The sequence below is a fragment of the Gilliamella sp. wkB195 genome (assembly GCF_001690445.1).
GTDB lineage: Bacteria > Pseudomonadota > Gammaproteobacteria > Enterobacterales > Orbaceae > Gilliamella > Gilliamella apicola_E.
Map to the genome: position 1 here is coordinate 48,942 of NZ_LZGP01000007.1, position 16,946 is coordinate 65,887.

The window sequence follows — 16,946 nt, forward strand, 5'->3', positions numbered from 1 at the left end:
AGAAGGTAATCAACAATAATGAAAGATCTTAATTTATATTTAATTAGACATGGTCAAACCGAATGGAATATTAAAGATCAAATGCAAGGATCGAAAAATTCGCCTTTGACAGAAAATGGTGTTTTAGGCGCTCAAATCACTGGAAAGCATCTGAAAAATATACCTTTTATACAAGCCTACTCAAGCCCACAACAACGGGCTAAAGAGACTCGAGATTATATCATTCATGAAAATGACAATGTCATTCCGACTTTTGAACTTGATAATCTAAGAGAAATGGATTTTGGTCTTTGGGAAGGCAAACATGTCCCTTCATTAAAAAAAGAAATACCAGAATTCACGACTTATTTAACTGATCCTGAAAACTTTGACTCATCTATTAACCAAGGTGAAAACTACCTTGATATACTTTCTCGTATGAAAGAAGCTTTAAATGTTATCGTAAAAAATGCACCGCAAGATCAAGGTAATATTTTAGTTGTATCACATGGTACGGTTTTAAGAATATTACTTTGTGTTTTAAATGGTGGAGATTGGCGTAGACATCGTGATGAAGATTATTTCCCACGAGTGTTAAATACCAGTATAAGTGTAGTTAACTATAAGCAAACTGATGATAAGCCTGATGGGGAATTTTCAGTTAAGTTTTATAATAATGTCGATCATTTAAACAATTAATTACCGTTAATTTTGTCATGTATACTCGGCTAATTAAGTTATTAGCCGAGTAATATTCAGACTACCTTCTGCTATAAGCAGCGTAACGTTTCTGTAATTGTTTTAATTGATTAATTCTTGCGTCAATTTTTGAAATTAATGTTTGATTACCTTTAGCTTGAGCTCTAGCATTGGTTAACAATTGAATTGCTTCAGGGAAACGTCCTTCAAGCGCGATTGATTCTGCCCTTGCACTCATTTCTTGGGCTCTCGATTTTATTCCCCCATAAGCGGTAACCAGTAAATCCCAACCATTAGTATCATCATTGTGATCAAATGTATAACGATGTAATAAACTCACCGCTTGCTGATATTGGCCATCTTTTATATAAGCATTAGCAAGATTTAATTGTAATACAGCATTATCAGGTGATCGTTTTAAGGCAGATTGTAAACGAGCTATGGCTTCTTTATTATTATTACTTTCTAAATTGATATCTGTCATTAAATCAATATACCAAATATTATCTGGATCATTATCTAATAACGGTTGTAATTGAATTTTTGCTTGAACAAGATTTTTACTTTTGTAATTACTTAGTGCGACGGCATAGGTTAGCGCCTTTTTACCCTGATCGGTATTCAATTTGCGATAATTATCAAGTAATAGTTTAGCGGTATTATTATTTCCCATAAGTATTGCTATTCGGGCCTTAGCTAAATAATAACTTAATGAGGAAGGTACATTTTTTTTAGAATATTGCAAAGAGCGATTGCGCATATCCGATAAACGGCTATTCGGTAATGGGTGAGTCATTAAAATTTCAGGCGGTTTACTACTGAAGCGACTTTGATCAGCCAGTTTTTGTAAAAATTCAGAAGATGCATGAGGATCAAATCCGGCTTTCGCTATGGTTCTAAGCCCAACTCTATCGGCTTCTTGTTCATTTGATTGAGTAAAACTAATCATACTCTGTGTCGAACTTGCCATGGTGGTTGTCATTGCCGCCATACCCGCTTCTGGATTAGCTAATGTTAATAGTAATGAACCTAAGGCTCCTCCCCAAACATAAGGACTATTTTTATTTTGAGCCTCCATAGCGCGAGCTAAATGGCGTTGAGTAACATGCCCAATTTCGTGAGCCATAACCGAAGCTAATTGGCTTTCATTATCAGTATCCATAATTATTCTTGAATGAATGACAACATTACCGCCAAAAAAAGCAAAGGCATTGAGCACATTACTTTTCATTATATAAAAATGGAAAGGGGTTTGAACTGATTCAGATTTAGAAACTAATTTTTTCCCTAAATTATTAATATATTGATTTAAGACAGGGTCATTGGCTATAGGAGCACTGCCTCGTAACAATCGCACATAATAATCACCCATCTCTTTTTCTTGCCCGATGCTTAATGTGGTTGCAGCTGCGGTTCCCATCTCAGGTAGTGTTATATTATCTGCTGCATAAACAATAGGTGTATTTTGTAAGAATAGTGATGTTGATAGTACCAATGCGATTGCTTTTTTTAACATATTTATGACTCATAAAAAAATTTGATTATGAAACATTTTAGCTTAAAAAAAAGACAATATCACTTTGAATTTTTTATCAAATTGAGCTATTTATTTGATAAAGACTATTTAGTTTATTAAATTAAATAATGAAATTATTCAAATACAGCATGGCGAATATATTCTACATCAACGTTTTCAATGTATTTTCGTATGTTAGGATAAACATTGTAGTGGTGACCAAATTCAGTTTGCATTAACTCATTAATTGCTTGAGATTTAGTCCAATTTTCAAAAACCAAACGGTACATAGCAATAGTGACGCCGGTACGATCACTACCTTGCCAACAATGGATTAATATCGGTTTAGGGGAGCTATGAATTGCTTTCATTACTTGGATCATTTTCTCATCAGTAATATCACCTGCTCGCATTCGAATCCAAACTTCTGACATCTGTGTATTTTCGACTAACTCTCGATCGCTGTGAAATAGCCGTAAATTTATAATGGTTTTAAAGCCAAGTTTATCAAGTTGCGCTATCTGCTCTACACTGGGTTGATCAGAGCGATAGACATCATTAGAAACTTGATAAAAATTATCGGGGAGATGTAAAGAATTGATATTAGATTGACAACCACTAATAATAAAGCACAAGTAACACAATAAAAAAATATTAGTTATTTTGGATATTTTATTACAGGCCATTTGTGCTCCAATATTAAAATCTAATTCTTAAATTTATTGTTGACGTTTTTTAATAAATTCAACGATATCATCAACTTTAATTAATTCTTTATCGCCACCCGCACGATGTTTGTATTCCACTTCACCATTATCAAGGTTACGTTCACCAATAACGATAGTATGAGGAATGCCAATAAGTTCGGCATCAGCAAACATCACACCTGGTCGCTCTTTACGATCATCAAATAATACTTCAACACCGATAGCTTGGAGATCGGCATAAAGTTTTTCAGCAGTGGCTTGTACTTTTTCTGATTTATGCATATTCATTGGAATAATGACAACACTAAATGGTGCAATCGCTTCTGGCCAAATAATCCCTCGATCGTCATGGCATTGTTCAATTGCAGCGGCAACAATTCGGCTAACCCCAATTCCATAACAGCCCATGATCATCACATGGTTTTGTCCATCTTCACCTTGGACAGTTGCTTTCATTGCTTCTGAATACTTAGTACCAAGTTGGAAAATATGTCCAACTTCAATACCACGTTTAATTTGTAATGACCCTTTACCATCTGGGCTAATATCGCCTTCAACCACATTACGAATATCTTCAATGCGAGGTAAAGCGACATCTCTTTCCCAATTGATATTGAAATAATGTTTATGATCAATGTTGGCGCCAGCACTAAAATCACTCATTACTGCCACATCACGGTCAATGATGATTGGCATATTAAGGTTTACTGGTCCTAATGAGCCTGGCCCTGCATTCACTATCGCACGAATTTCCTCTTCAGTTGCAAATTCAAGCGGTGATGCCACAATATCAATTTTTTCCGCTTTGATTTCGTTCAACGTATGATCACCACGGACTAATAAAGCTACAAGTTGGTGCCCACTCTCTTTAGTCGCCTTAACCATGAGTGTTTTAACTGTTTTTTCAATCGGTAAATTAAATTGTGCAACTAATTCATCAATTGTTTTGGCATCAGGTGTATCAACCAGTTCCATTGCCTTAGTTGGTGCTGATCGGCTTTGCGTTGGTGCTAATGCTTGTGCCATCTCAATATTAGCAGCGTAATCAGATTCAGTTGAAAAGACGATATCATCTTCACCACTATCGGCTAATACTTGGAACTCATGCGACCAGTTGCCACCAATAGAACCCGTATCAGCACGCACTGCTCTAAAATTTAAGCCTGCACGAGTAAATACCGCACTGTAAGCCTTATACATATCATCATAGGTTTCTTGTAAAGATTCTTGTGAAGTATGAAACGAATAAGCATCTTTCATAATAAATTCACGCGAACGCATTACCCCAAATCGAGGGCGGACTTCGTCGCGGAATTTGGTTTGAATTTGATAAACATTAAGCGGTAATTGTTTATAGGAACTGACTTCATTACGAAGTAAGTCAGTAATCACTTCCTCATGGGTTGGGCCTAATACAAAATCACGGTCACCACGGTCTTTGATACGTAATAGCTCTGGACCATATTGTTCCCAACGACCACTCTCTTGCCAAATATCAGCAGGTTGCACAACTGGCATTAACACTTCAATTGCCCCTGCTTTGTTCATCTCTTCACGAACAATATTTTCAACTTTTTTAAGTACACGATAGCCAGTAGGTAGCCAAGTATATAATCCTGAGGCAACTTTACGGATCATGCCGGCACGTAACATTAATTGATGGCTTATCACTTCAGCATCAGCGGGTGTCTCTTTTAATGTAGATAGAAGATATTTACTGGTTCGCATAAATTTATCCTGAAAAAAATAATGTACTAATAATATACTAAAATGTGAGCTAGTTTAGCAGTACCTAACGTAACACTAAAGTAATTTTATTGGTTATTGTTGTTATGAGTAAAAATATAGAGTAAATTTAGATAATTATAAGATTAGAAAAATAATAAGGTTGAATATTTTTGAAATTTTTATCTCGTATTGCTCTTATTTTGTTCTGCATGATTCTACTTTACTATCCATTCAAAATCGCCAAATACCATTTAATGGATATGAGTTATGATGAAATTTCAAATGTCGGCTGGCGCTTTGATACTTGCAAAACTAAAGATGATGATTTAGTAAGCAGTGCTGATTGCCCGTGTGGTGGATTAATCGAACCGGATGATGATGTTTACATTAACAACGACGGATACATGTACTTTGGTAATAAACTCTATGGTAAGGTGACTTTGATAGAAAAACCAAGCTATTTTCAAATGGATCTTTTGACGGGGGGATTTTTAAAAATTGAACATATAGATACAGGGTTCATTTGTTACTACGACTCTGTTATGGATTAAAATAACGGGTATTATAAAATTGTTACTATGATTCTATATAATCATTTTGACATGTTTTTAAACCAAAATTAGGTGTCAAAAACCCCGCTCCTCAACTTTTTTTTAATTTATTTAAGGATAAAAATTTAATCTCAATTATTAGCTTGATTAGCTAATACTTATCACCATAATATAGCAATATATAAGTCATTTTTTATTCATAACTACGTGCATGTCAAAGATTATAAAAGGGATAAAATGGGTTCAGTTTTTGAGATATTTAAAATTGGTATAGGTCCTTCAAGTTCACATACAGTTGGTCCAATGCGAGCGGGTAAGGCGTTTATTGATCAACTGATTGATAATGGGCAAATGCCATTAGTGACAAAAATTGTGGCAGATGTTTATGGTTCTTTATCACTGACCGGCAAGGGGCATCATACTGATGTTGCAATTATTCTTGGATTATCTGGCGAAAAGCCTGATACCGTTAATATTGACCAAATTCCCCATTTTATTCAAACCATGAACCAATGTGGTAAATTACCGATATATAATGGTAAATACCAAATTGATTTTTCAAACGAAAGCATTATTTTTCATTCAACTTTTTTACCATTACATGAAAATGGTATGACGTTAAGCGCTTATCATGGTAATGAACTCATCGTCCAGAAAACCTATTATTCAGTGGGTGGAGGAAAAATTGTTGAAGAGGAGCAGTTTGGACAACAAGAACAGAATTCTGTTGATGTGCCTTATCCTTTTTCAACAGCAGCGCAATTATTGAAGCATTGTGATGATAATTCGTTGTCGGTATCGAGTATTGTGTTAAAAAATGAGTTACAACTGCATAGTTATGAAGATGTTGTAAATTATTTTTCTTTAGTTGGACAAACAATGCTTGATTGTATTAAACGCGGCATGAATACTGAAGGATTATTACCTGGTGCGCTTAAGGTTCCTCGTCGAGCAAATGCACTTTATCGCCAATTATTGACTAGCAAAAATAATAATGATCCAATGATTATTATTGATTGGATAAATATGTTTGCGTTAGCAGTCAGTGAAGAAAATGCCGCAGGGGGAAGGGTAGTGACGGCTCCTACCAATGGCGCTTGCGGCATAATACCAGCCGTTCTTGCCTATTATGATAAGTTTATCGATCCGGTCTCGCCCGATATTTTTATTCGCTATTTTTTAACTTGTGGAGCCATCGGTTTACTTTATCAAAAAAATGCATCTATTTCAGGTGCTGAAGTTGGTTGTCAGGGTGAGGTCGGTGTTGCTTGTTCAATGGCGGCTGCTGGTCTGGCTGAATTGTTGGGGGGTAATCCTCAGCAAGTTTGTATGGCAGCCGAAATTGGTATGGAACATAATTTAGGTTTAACCTGTGATCCTGTTGATGGTCAAGTACAAGTTCCTTGTATTGAACGTAATGCGATTGCTGCAGTTAAAGCAATTAATGCGACACGCATGGCATTAAGACGCACTACCGCAGCTATCGTTTCGCTTGATAAGGTGATTGAAACTATGTACGAAACCGGAAAGGATATGAATGCAAAATACCGCGAGACTTCACGTGGTGGGTTAGCAATTACTGTTCACTGTAGTTAATAATAAAGAGCTAATTATGTGAGCTTTTTGCTGTACAATGTAAGTAATCACTCACCGAAGTTACTTTAGTGAGTGATAAATGTTAAGTTATAAGTCTTACCATAATCACTGTTAAAACATTACCACTATTACTCGATGCCACTATTATCTGATTATGAATAAGAGTGGCATATTTAAGTATTACAACAATCTTTTTTGCATCTTTTAATATGCAGATGCATTTAGGAAAATTAATTATTTAGTGCGATTAATCGTTATGCATCTAATTGTTTTCTTAATTGTTGTTTTTTTAAGCTTTCTAAAATCTTGTTATGAATTCCACTAAAACCACCATTACTCATAATCAAAATGGCATCGGTTGGTTTGGCTGATTTTGTTATCATTTCAACTAATAAGTCAATATCAGCTGTCCAATAAGCCGGTTGGATACAGGCATCGACTACATCAGCAACTAACCAAGGTAGTTGTTCTGGTTGGAACATATATATTTCATCAGCGCGACCTAATGATGGAGCAAGTTCATCTTTTGAAATCCCTAACTTCATTGTGTTAGAACGAGGCTCTAATACTGCTAAAATTCGTCGATTTGCACCAATTTTGCTGCGTAATGCTTCTAATGTTGCTAAAATTGCCGTTGGATGATGAGCAAAATCATCATAAATTTCAATGTTATTGACCTCACCATATAGCTCCAAGCGTCTTTTAGCATTTAAAAATGATCCTAATGCTAAACAAGCATCTGCTGGATCTATACCAACATTGTGTGCAGCGGCAATTGCCATTAAGGCATTATGCATATTGTGTTCACCAACTAAAGAATAGTTAACTGTACCCATCTTTTTGTTGTTGTAATAAACATCAAACTGGCTGGCATCGTTAGCAATTTTCTTTGCTAACCAACCTTCTTCAGATTCGGTAAAAGATTGTTTACTCCAACAACCTTTCGCTAATACTTGTTTTAAATTAACATCTTCTTGAGGGGAAATAATTAACCCTTTACTTGGTACTAAACGAACTAGATGATGGAACTGTTTCTGGATAGAACTAAGATCATCAAAAATATCTGCATGATCGAACTCTAAATTATTCATAATCAGTGTTTTTGGACAATAATGCATGAATTTAGAGCGCTTATCAAAGAATGAACAGTCATACTCATCCGCTTCAATAACAAAAAAGTTGCCTTCACCTAATCTTGCTGATACTTCAAAATTACCCGGAACACCACCAATAACAAAACCTTGTTTGTAGCCTTGTTTTTCTAAAATCCAGTTAACCATTCCAGCCGTTGTTGTTTTACCGTGTGTACCTGCTACAGCAATAACCCAACGGTCTTTTAGTACATTATCATGTAACCATTGTGGTGCAGAGACGTAAGGAATGTTATTGTCCAAAATGTATTCAACACAAGGATTTCCTCTTGATAGGGCATTGCCAATGATAACTAGATCAGGAGTTGGTGTTAATTGTGATGGATCGTCTCCTTCAATAATATCAATATGCTCTTTTTGTAACAGCGTACTCATTGGTGGGTAAACATTTTTATCTGATCCTGTTACTTTGTGACCTAATGAACGAGCTATTAATGCAATACCGCCCATAAATGTGCCACAAATCCCAAGAATATGAATATGCATTTTTTGTCCTTAATGTTGTATAAAATGTACTAATGATAAAACTATTGTATTGCTAATTTTATTTTTGTGATTAACTGATCTGATTTTACAGAATCTAGTAATTATAGTCGATCTTAATCGCTTATGCGATAGGCCAGATATGTCTTATCATTAATTTTAGGGTTTGATTTCCTCGAAACTCATTTACATCTAAGTGATAAACAATTTTTGCTTCTTTTATCGTTTGGTCTGGCCACTTTGTTAAATTAACATTAAAACAGATCCCTTCAATTATTGGTCCCCCATTTTTGGGTTCTAATACTAATTTAAGGTGTTTTTCAGCAAATATGCGTTGCTGATGAATAATAAATTCGCCATCAAATGTAGGTTCGATAAATCCTTCACCCCATGGACCAGAGTCTTTTAGTAGTTTTGCAATTGAATAATTAAAATCTTCGTTATTTATCTCGCCATCGGTTTCAATCGTTTGTTCAAGTACCTTCAAATCAAGTTGCTCAGTTATCACTGTTTCTAAAAGATCCCTAAATTTATCTAAATCTTTTTCTTGAATACTTAATCCAGCAGCCATGGCATGACCACCAAAGCTAACCAAAATATTTGGATCTCTTTGATTCAATTCATAGAGTACATTTTGTAAGTGAATACCATCTATTGATCTTCCAGAACCTTTCAATAATCCATCTTCTGTAGAAGCGAAACATATCACAGGGCGATAATATTTGTCTTTCAATCGTGCTGAGACTATACCAATAACACCTTGATGCCACTCAGGATGATGTACCACTATTGAATTAGGGAAAGAAGTTTTATGTATCTGTTCAACTTGGGATAAAGCTTCTTGATACATCGTTTGCTCAATTAATTTTCGATCACTATTAAGCGTATCAAGATCGGCTGCTTGATTGACAGCACTATCATAGTCTTCACATAGCAATAATTCTACGCTCAGAGACATATTATCCATTCGTCCAGCAGCATTTAGTCTTGGGGCTATATAATAAGCAAGATCTGTTGAGGTGAACGTAAGGGGATCTCGTCTGGAAATATTTAATAATGCTTTAATTCCTTCACAACAATAGCCTGCTCGGATACGACTAACACCTTGATGGACTAGTATTCGGTTATTTAGGTCGAGTTTTACCACATCGGCAATAGTGCCAAGGGCAACTAAGTCTAATAAGCTAGCAATATTAAATTCTTCTAAATTATGTGTGGTGAACCAGTTTTCCTTGCGTAATTTTGACCGTAATGCCAACATAAAATAAAAAGCTACACCAACACCTGCTAAATGTTTTGAAGGAAAAGTGCAATTTGGTAAATTAGGATTGATAATTGCATCCGCAGAAGGTAGTTTTTCTGGACATAAGTGGTGATCGGTAATAATGACGGTTAAATTCGACTGTTTTGCAAATTCGACCGCCTCAACAGCAGAAACACCGTTATCAACAGTAATAATAAGATCCGCTTTTTGTAAAATTGCTTTCTTTACGACGTTAATACTTAAGCCATATCCATCATCAAAACGATTTGGAATAATATAATCGACAAATTGACACCCCATTTTTTTTAACGCTTTTACCGTTAATGCGGTACTGGTTGCGCCATCGGTATCAAAGTCTCCAACAATCATTATTCGCTCATTGTTTTTCATTGCAGAATAAAGAATGTCAACAGCTTTATTGGTCCCATCTAGATTGTCGTAGTTACATAGATTACGAGTGGTATAGTCTAGTTCTTGCATAGACGTTATTCCGCGCAATGCATATACTCGCTGCAACAATAACGGAATGTCATTTGATAATTCTGGTAGCGTTTCGGGTAACTTACGATGTATTAATTTATCTGCTTTCATATGATGAATGTTAGCGCGTATGCGCTAACAATTTTTTGTATTCTATAATTTAAAGATTATAAATTATACAGTACTAGTTTTTAGATTTCTTTTTTAAAATTTCGATTAATTTATCAGCCGGAACGTAACCAGAGACAAGTTGTCCATCAGGTAATACTATTGCTGGTGTTCCACTAATACCGAGTTTTTTACCAACGTTAAATTGCTGTGTTACATAAGGGATCATGCTATTAGCAGGTGAAATTTTATTACCTTTATATGCATTTTCAAAAGCGGCTTTGCGATCAACTACACTCCAAATGGATTGCATATTTTTACCTACTTCACTATCTGCTCCTGCTCGTGGAAAAGCAAAATAGTGAACTGAGATGCCTGCATTTAAATATTGCTCAATATTTTCGTGTAATAATTTACAGTAGTGGCATGTGTAATCGGTAAAAACTGAGATAACATATTGTTCATTTGGAGCTTGATAAACAATGGCATCTTTTTCAATTGATTTCATTAATTTTAAGTTATTGCTGTTGGCAATATTTACTGGTTCACTGCCTTCAAGATTATAGATTGGCCCTTGAGTTAAGAATTTACCATCATCAGTGACATAAAAGATACCATCTGGTGTGGTAACACTTTTTAGCCCTTGTATTGGATTATTTTCGATTGTAATTTCTTTGCTAGAAAAACCTAACTTTTCCATTGTTTTTGTAATATCGGCGTTAGAGGCTAATACTGAAGTTGAGATCAATGCTAAACCTAAACTGATTACTAATTTTTTCATTCAATTATCCTTAGTTTATTGAACCGCTATGCGCGAGGATGATGTTTGCTGTGCAACTGTTTTAATCTTTCTGTTGCAACATGTGTATAAATCTGTGTAGTTGATAAACTACTATGCCCAAGTAACATTTGTACAACACGCAAATCGGCACCATGATTAAGTAAATGCGTTGCAAAAGCGTGTCTAAGTACATGAGGCGAAAGGGCTTCTATATTAATGCCCGTTAGTATGGCATAATATTTTATCCTATGCCAGAAAGTCTGTCGTGTCATTTTTTTACCCAATCGACTTGGAAAAAGAACATCAACAGGGCCATTTTTTAAAAGATCGTTGCGCGCATATTTGAAATAGTATTCAAGCCAATAAATAGCCTCTTCTCCCAAAGGAACTAAACGCTCTTTATTTCCTTTACCAACGACTCTAACTACTCCTTGTCTAAGGCTTACATCGCTAATCTCTAGATTCACTAACTCCGAAACGCGTAGCCCTGTTGCATAAAGCACTTCTAACATCGCTTTATCTCGCAATTCTATTGGATCATCAATACTTGGTGATTCAAGAAGAGCATCAACCTGTAATTCTGTTAGATCTTTGGGTAACTTTTTGGGTAATTTGGGCGATGATAATATAGCTGATGGATCATCCGTACGATAATTTTCTTGATATAAATATTGAAAAAAACGTTTAGTCGCACTAAGTAAACGAGCTGAACTACTTGCTTTATAACCATCTTTAACTCGTTGCAATAAAAATTCCTGCAAATTAATTGATTGCGCAGTGATGAAATTAACTTGCTGTGATTGCAGTGATTGGCTTAAAGCAAACAGGTCGAGTTTATAAGATTCGATAGTATTTTCAGAAAGATTTCGTTCCAACCAAATTGAGTCTAAAAATTGTTCAATTAATATTTTATTTTGTGATGATATCTCTTTATCAGACATTAAAAGCCAACTCTTTTTTCGACGATTTTTCCTATTATATACTAACTGCTAATAACTATTCACTTTAGTTTATGTTGGAAGAATCTTTTGTATCTTTTCTTTAGCCTACGATATACTGCACTATCAGTTATTTTTTATAATAAGTTATGCTGAAACGAAATATTAATCTTTTTATTGTGCTATATGCTTTTTTGGTAATAGGTCTTGAAACTTATATTTATTGGCATACACGACTTCGGCCTTGGCAACCAGGAACACCTATCGGGAGAATGGTTTTTTATTACAGTTTTTTTACCGTGTTGTCTAATCTCATGTTGGCATTTAGCTGTTTGTGGTTAGCCTTTAATCCAAACTGTAATCGATATTTATTTAAAGTGATTCGATTAAATGGTTTAATCGGAGTAATTATAACGGCTGTTGTCTATAATCTAATATTAAGAAGTATTCATAAACCACCGAGTACATTATTACAATTTACTAATGAGAGTTTACATGTCGTTTTACCTATTGCTGGCGTATTAAGTTGGTTAATATGGGGTCCATTTCGACGCATTCATTTCAAGGTTATCGTTGGCTCGTTTTTGTCAATGCTAATTTATGGTATTTATATCTTCACAAGAGGTTATTTTACTAATCAATATCCCTATCCTTTTATTAATGTAGTGAAGGTTGGTTACGCTAAAGCGCTTTATTCCTCTGGATTGGTTTTTGTGCTGTTTTTAGTCTTGGCTTTTTTATTATGGGGCATTGATTGTTTTAGGAGACGAATATGAAATTATTTATTTATGAACACTGTCCTTTTTGTGTACGTGCAAGAATGATTTTTGGCTTGAAAAATATTCCGGTTGAACAGCATGTTTTTCTAAGTAATGATGCTAAATCACCAGAAAGCATGATTGGCGAAAAAATGGTACCCATCTTACAAAAAGAAGATGGTAGTTATATGCCAGAAAGTTTGGATATTGTTGCTTATATCGATAGCAATTATGGTGGTAGCCCTATTTTAACAGGACCTAAAAATCCAAAAATTGAAGCATTGATAAAACAACTTCAACAATATGATTATAAGTTAGAGTGTCCGCGTTATATCAAGCTTGGTTTAGCTGAATTTGCTACTCAAGATGCTATTGATAATTTTGTCACAAATAAGAGTAAAAAGATGGGATCGTTTGATGAATGTCTTGCTCAGACTGATTCGTTAATCGCTAAGGTAGCTGATTTATTTACTCAACTTGAATCTTTAATTACTTCACCTAATGCATGTAATGGCTTATTATCTTGGGATGATATTTGTTTGTTCCCAATATTACGCAATTTGACATGTGTTAAAGGACTTAAATTTCCAACTAAAATCAGAGAATATTTAGAATCCATGTCTGAAAAAAGTAAAGTAAATTTATTTTTTGATAAAGCTATCTAATTGGAGATATTTGCAGGAGTATTAAAAAGTAATTAGCTAATTTATTGTTAATTATAAGAGTACAAGTTGGAAGAAAACTTGTACTCTTTTTTGTATTAAATCTTCGTTATAAATTTTAAAAAAATAATCAATTAATTGCTTAATACAGGATCAATAATTTCAATCTTATCTTTGCCACCATACACATCATACCAAGGTGTTGCGTATTGTTTTAAGATTTTGTTAAGGTGTTCAACATTTTCACGACCAGTTGTATCTAGCCAACGTTTTAATCCATCTTTACCGCCGTTAGCATATGCTGCTACGCCTTCAAACCAAGTTGCACGACCGCCTAAAATACCACTGTATTTAGCGCCATGTTCGCCAGCAAAAATAAGCTCTTCATGGAAAGTCTTGGTTGGTACACCCGCACTTAAGTAGATAAATGGGCGTGTAGCAGCGTCACTTGCTTGTTTAAAATATTCAGCCGCTTGTTTTTGGGAATATACCACAGGATTATTGTCGTTAAACCCTTCAACATTTTTAAATAGAACTGGCACTTCTACTTTTAAGATATCGATGTAATAGTGATCTTTAGTAAATTCCTTAATAGTTTTGATCACTTTTTGAGGTTTGATTTTGGCAAATTCAGGGCTTTTATCATCAGTCACCACATTATCATAGACAATTGGTTCGACAAATACCGGAATATCAGCGGCTCTCGCTTCATTGCCTAAACGTTCTAAAAAGGCATGTTTTTTATCTAAGATATCTTGAGGGTCATCCGGATTATAATAAACAAGGACTTTTGCTGCATCCGCACCTTTTTTCAATAAACGTTGCAGTGAATCTTCAGGCAAAATATCAGGTAAACGACCAGGAGTATTGGCATCATAACCAGTTTTTTCATAAGACATGATTAAGCCTGCATTTTTATTTTTAGCAGCCATACCTTTGAAACCAAGTTCTTCATCAAGCAAAATGGCACTAACATATTTGGTTAATTCCTGAGAAACAAGCTCTTTAAATTCATAAACCATGTCAATGTGATAACGCTCTTGACCAACGGCATTTTGCATCATTTTTACCATTGAACCACGCTGATCGATTGCTAATGCTGCAATTACGCCATCTTGGTTAGATAATTGTTGCATACGGTTGAATTTTCCACGAGAAATGCGTTTTGTTGCCATTTTAGAACTCTCCATTTGTTAAGATTTTGTTATTGTAGGTATTTGTATGACTAACTATTAATCATTTAGTGCTAGTTTTGATTTTTGTTCACTTTTAGATATTTTCTTTTAAATAACAGTTAGTTCTTGTATAGTAGTACAATTTACTAGACTGGTTGTAAACAAATATTTACAAGGATGATTATGTCAAATTCTGCAATTTCCCAAAATGTGAGAACATTAAATAATCAGGATTATAAAACCTTAGCGCTTTCAGCGTTAGGTGGCGCATTAGAGTTTTATGATTTTATTATTTTTGTTTTTTTCTCAATAACGATTAGCCATTTATTTTTTCCGATTAATATGCCTACATGGTTAAGTCAAGTTCAGACTTTTGGCATTTTTGCTGCCGGCTATTTGATTCGCCCTTTTGGTGGTATTGTGATGGCTCATTTTGGTGATATATTTGGCCGCAAAAGAATGTTTACACTTAGCATCCTATTAATGGCTTTACCAACATTATTTATTGGCTGTCTACCAACTTATGCCAATATCGGTATTTTTGCGCCATTATTACTGTTAATGATGCGATTATGCCAAGGACTTGCCGTTGGTGGTGAAGTTCCTGGAGCATGGACATTTGTTGCCGAACATGTTCCTAAAAATAAAATAGGTCTAGCGTGTGGTATTTTAACTAGTGGATTAAGTTTAGGTATCCTGCTTGGTTCACTGGTATCGACAATAATGAGTAAAAGTATCTCGGTAGAACAAATGAATGAGTGGGGATGGCGAATTCCATTTATTATCGGCGGTATTTTCGGTTTAATCGCTATGTATCTACGTCGTTGGCTAAAAGAAACGCCGATTTTTCTTGAAATTCAAAAGCGTAAAAATCAAGAATTATCAAGAAAGTTGCCAGTAATTACTGTGATTACCCAATATTTACCCCAAACAATTTTATCGATGCTACTTACTTGGGTGTTGTCAGCGGGTATTATGGTGATAATGTTAATGACGCCAATTTTGTTACAAAAGCAATTTGGTTATTCAGCAATTGAAGCTTTGCAAGGGAATATATTGGCTATCATCGGACTGATTATCAGTTGTACGTTTTACGGTATGATGATGGATAAGTTTTCGATGGGCAAAGTGCTTGTTGTTGGTTGTATCGTGGCTGCTATCATGATTGCTATATTTTATCTATCACTAGATAATCCGAATCTTCTATTTATCACTTATTCATTAGCAGGTTTTAGTGTTGGAATTGTCGGTTCTTTTGCTTATTTTATGGTTAAAGTGTTTCCAACTCAGGTGCGTTATAGCGGTGTGTCGTTCTCATTTAATATGGCTTATGCCATAGCTGGTGGCTTAACGCCATTACTAATCTCATTTTTTAGTGATTTTGTGAGTAAAATGGCGCCCGCTATTTATGTTGTTGGATTATTTGTGTTAGGTGCATTGATTGGGCTATTTTTATTAATCAATAATAATAGCCAAAAATATATAGCAAAAGATATCTCTTAACATTTAATAGATAATAAAAAAAAGTTGAGGAGCGGGGTTTTTAAGTTCCTCAACAGTTATATTTAGCTTATTTTACTGCTTTTTCCCAGCTCAATAGTTCGAATGACTCCAGCTTTCACGCTTCGTTGTAACCCTGCTGCAAAATCACTATTATTTAGTTCATACAAACTATGTATTCCAACTCCGGCTGGCGAGTTATTAATATCAAGCAATTGTCTTGGATGTTTTTGACTTAATTGAAGCATTGAGGCTGCGCCGTGTAAATTTTCGATCGCAATACGTTTGGCCATATCTCGGGGCAATCCAACTAAAACTCCAGCATCAACTAACGATTCATAAAAATAATAAATATAATTCGGTCCTGCAACAGCATAGCCAGTAAAAATATCAAGCAGTGATTCGTCAATATATTCAAGTTTACCAAAACTTTTGAAGAATTGGGTGACGGACTTTTGTTTTGCAACAGCCTGATCATTCTCGTCGGTAGCAATACCTGAATAACCAAAACCTGTATCGGTAAGTGTATTTGGAATCGTTCTAATAACAGGAAGATCAACTTTTAAGGATTGTTTTATTTGGGCAATTGTTACTCCAGCAATGATTGAAATGATAACAGTCTCTTTAACATCCAATTGTTGAACTATCTTACTCCATGCATCTTGAGGTCTAACACCCAATACAATAATATCTGCATTGACGATTTTGTCAGTTGGGGTAACGCCATAAGTTGAATGTAAATAGTCTAAGCGAGATTTAACAATATCGTTCACTAATATATTTTGGGGTTCATATGTTTTATTTTTTATCAAAGCGCTAATAATCGCTTCAGACATATGGCCACTACCTATAAATAAAATTTTACTCATA

Annotated in this window: 15 protein-coding genes; 6 read left to right on the forward strand and 9 right to left on the reverse strand. The window is 34.8% G+C overall.

Translation table 11 applies throughout. The annotated features are described in order from the left end of the window. Window positions 1-18: 18 nt before the first annotated feature. Window positions 19-678, forward strand: coding sequence for a histidine phosphatase family protein (locus A9G08_RS01625; protein ID WP_081299445.1), 660 nt, complete (start codon window positions 19-21; stop codon window positions 676-678). A gap of 61 nt (window positions 679-739) precedes the next feature. Here A9G08_RS01625 and A9G08_RS01630 read toward each other — a convergent pair whose 3' ends face one another. The 3 genes from A9G08_RS01630 to proS form a co-directional block, all read right to left on the reverse strand. Beyond that, entirely contained in the window at window positions 740-2,194 is a 1,455-nt protein-coding gene (locus A9G08_RS01630) for a M48 family metalloprotease (RefSeq protein ID WP_065562019.1), read from the reverse strand. 134 nt (window positions 2,195-2,328) lie between these two features. After that, window positions 2,329-2,880, reverse strand: a complete 552-nt coding sequence (locus A9G08_RS01635; RefSeq protein ID WP_065562020.1) for a tyrosine-protein phosphatase — start codon at window positions 2,878-2,880, stop codon at window positions 2,329-2,331. A 33-nt stretch (window positions 2,881-2,913) separates the two neighbouring features. After that, window positions 2,914-4,629 carry a proline--tRNA ligase gene (proS, locus tag A9G08_RS01640; protein ID WP_065562021.1) on the reverse strand — a complete coding sequence of 572 codons (1,716 nt, stop codon included), beginning with the start codon at window positions 4,627-4,629 and terminating at the stop codon, window positions 2,914-2,916. A 170-nt stretch (window positions 4,630-4,799) separates the two neighbouring features. Here proS and A9G08_RS01645 point away from each other — a divergent pair, with 170 nt between their 5' ends. After that, on the forward strand, window positions 4,800-5,180 hold the full coding sequence (locus A9G08_RS01645) for a hypothetical protein (protein ID WP_065562022.1): 381 nt from the start codon (window positions 4,800-4,802) through the stop codon (window positions 5,178-5,180). Window positions 5,181-5,417: 237 nt separating this feature from the next. After that, a complete protein-coding gene (locus A9G08_RS01650; RefSeq protein ID WP_065562023.1) occupies window positions 5,418-6,776 on the forward strand; it encodes an L-serine ammonia-lyase in 1,359 nt (452 codons plus the stop codon). Between the two features lie 254 nt (window positions 6,777-7,030). Here the strand turns inward: A9G08_RS01650 and mpl are convergent, their stop codons facing one another. The 4 genes from mpl to xerD form a co-directional block, all read right to left on the reverse strand. Beyond that, a complete protein-coding gene (gene mpl / locus A9G08_RS01655) occupies window positions 7,031-8,413 on the reverse strand; it encodes a UDP-N-acetylmuramate:L-alanyl-gamma-D-glutamyl-meso-diaminopimelate ligase (RefSeq protein ID WP_065562024.1) in 1,383 nt (460 codons plus the stop codon). A gap of 121 nt (window positions 8,414-8,534) precedes the next feature. Next, the gene (gene recJ, locus A9G08_RS01660) at window positions 8,535-10,265 is read right to left on the reverse strand and encodes a single-stranded-DNA-specific exonuclease RecJ (RefSeq protein ID WP_065562025.1); all 1,731 of its coding nucleotides are present in this window, start codon (window positions 10,263-10,265) and stop codon (window positions 8,535-8,537) included. A gap of 73 nt (window positions 10,266-10,338) precedes the next feature. Further along, window positions 10,339-11,043, reverse strand: coding sequence for a bifunctional protein-disulfide isomerase/oxidoreductase DsbC (gene dsbC, locus A9G08_RS01665; protein ID WP_065562026.1), 705 nt, complete (start codon window positions 11,041-11,043; stop codon window positions 10,339-10,341). Window positions 11,044-11,069: 26 nt separating this feature from the next. Then, complete coding sequence (xerD, locus tag A9G08_RS01670) at window positions 11,070-11,984, reverse strand: site-specific tyrosine recombinase XerD (RefSeq protein WP_065562027.1); 915 nt, start codon at window positions 11,982-11,984, stop codon at window positions 11,070-11,072. A 146-nt stretch (window positions 11,985-12,130) separates the two neighbouring features. Here xerD and A9G08_RS01675 point away from each other — a divergent pair, with 146 nt between their 5' ends. Further along, window positions 12,131-12,757 carry a Pr6Pr family membrane protein gene (locus A9G08_RS01675; RefSeq protein ID WP_065562028.1) on the forward strand — a complete coding sequence of 209 codons (627 nt, stop codon included), beginning with the start codon at window positions 12,131-12,133 and terminating at the stop codon, window positions 12,755-12,757. After that, window positions 12,754-13,404 (forward strand): glutaredoxin 2, encoded by a 651-nt coding sequence (gene grxB / locus A9G08_RS01680; RefSeq protein ID WP_065562029.1) that lies wholly within the window; start codon window positions 12,754-12,756, stop codon window positions 13,402-13,404. Before A9G08_RS01675 ends, grxB begins: the two co-directional genes overlap by 4 nt. 131 nt (window positions 13,405-13,535) lie before the next feature. On the opposite strand, the gene A9G08_RS01685 is transcribed toward grxB, so the two are convergent. Then, window positions 13,536-14,576, reverse strand: coding sequence for a tagatose 1,6-diphosphate aldolase (locus tag A9G08_RS01685; protein ID WP_065562030.1), 1,041 nt, complete (start codon window positions 14,574-14,576; stop codon window positions 13,536-13,538). Window positions 14,577-14,759: 183 nt separating this feature from the next. Between A9G08_RS01685 and A9G08_RS01690 the strand changes: the two genes are divergently transcribed. Continuing rightward, window positions 14,760-16,079, forward strand: a complete 1,320-nt coding sequence (locus tag A9G08_RS01690; RefSeq protein WP_218058374.1) for an MFS transporter — start codon at window positions 14,760-14,762, stop codon at window positions 16,077-16,079. Between the two features lie 62 nt (window positions 16,080-16,141). Here A9G08_RS01690 and A9G08_RS01695 read toward each other — a convergent pair whose 3' ends face one another. Then, entirely contained in the window at window positions 16,142-16,945 is an 804-nt protein-coding gene (locus A9G08_RS01695) for a pyrroline-5-carboxylate reductase family protein (protein WP_065562032.1), read from the reverse strand. Window position 16,946: the final 1 nt, after the last annotated feature.

Coding starts and splice junctions, on each gene's coding strand:
- A9G08_RS01625 (WP_081299445.1), top strand. CDS start 19: ATGAAAGATCTTAATTTATATTTAATTAGACATGGTCAAACCGAATGG.
- A9G08_RS01630 (WP_065562019.1), bottom strand. CDS start 2,194: ATGTTAAAAAAAGCAATCGCATTGGTACTATCAACATCACTATTCTTA.
- A9G08_RS01635 (WP_065562020.1), bottom strand. CDS start 2,880: ATGGCCTGTAATAAAATATCCAAAATAACTAATATTTTTTTATTGTGT.
- proS (WP_065562021.1), bottom strand. CDS start 4,629: ATGCGAACCAGTAAATATCTTCTATCTACATTAAAAGAGACACCCGCT.
- A9G08_RS01650 (WP_065562023.1), top strand. CDS start 5,418: ATGGGTTCAGTTTTTGAGATATTTAAAATTGGTATAGGTCCTTCAAGT.
- mpl (WP_065562024.1), bottom strand. CDS start 8,413: ATGCATATTCATATTCTTGGGATTTGTGGCACATTTATGGGCGGTATT.
- recJ (WP_065562025.1), bottom strand. CDS start 10,265: ATGAAAGCAGATAAATTAATACATCGTAAGTTACCCGAAACGCTACCA.
- dsbC (WP_065562026.1), bottom strand. CDS start 11,043: ATGAAAAAATTAGTAATCAGTTTAGGTTTAGCATTGATCTCAACTTCA.
- xerD (WP_065562027.1), bottom strand. CDS start 11,984: ATGTCTGATAAAGAGATATCATCACAAAATAAAATATTAATTGAACAA.
- A9G08_RS01675 (WP_065562028.1), top strand. CDS start 12,131: ATGCTGAAACGAAATATTAATCTTTTTATTGTGCTATATGCTTTTTTG.
- grxB (WP_065562029.1), top strand. CDS start 12,754: ATGAAATTATTTATTTATGAACACTGTCCTTTTTGTGTACGTGCAAGA.
- A9G08_RS01685 (WP_065562030.1), bottom strand. CDS start 14,576: ATGGCAACAAAACGCATTTCTCGTGGAAAATTCAACCGTATGCAACAA.
- A9G08_RS01690 (WP_218058374.1), top strand. CDS start 14,760: ATGTCAAATTCTGCAATTTCCCAAAATGTGAGAACATTAAATAATCAG.
- A9G08_RS01695 (WP_065562032.1), bottom strand. CDS start 16,945: ATGAGTAAAATTTTATTTATAGGTAGTGGCCATATGTCTGAAGCGATT.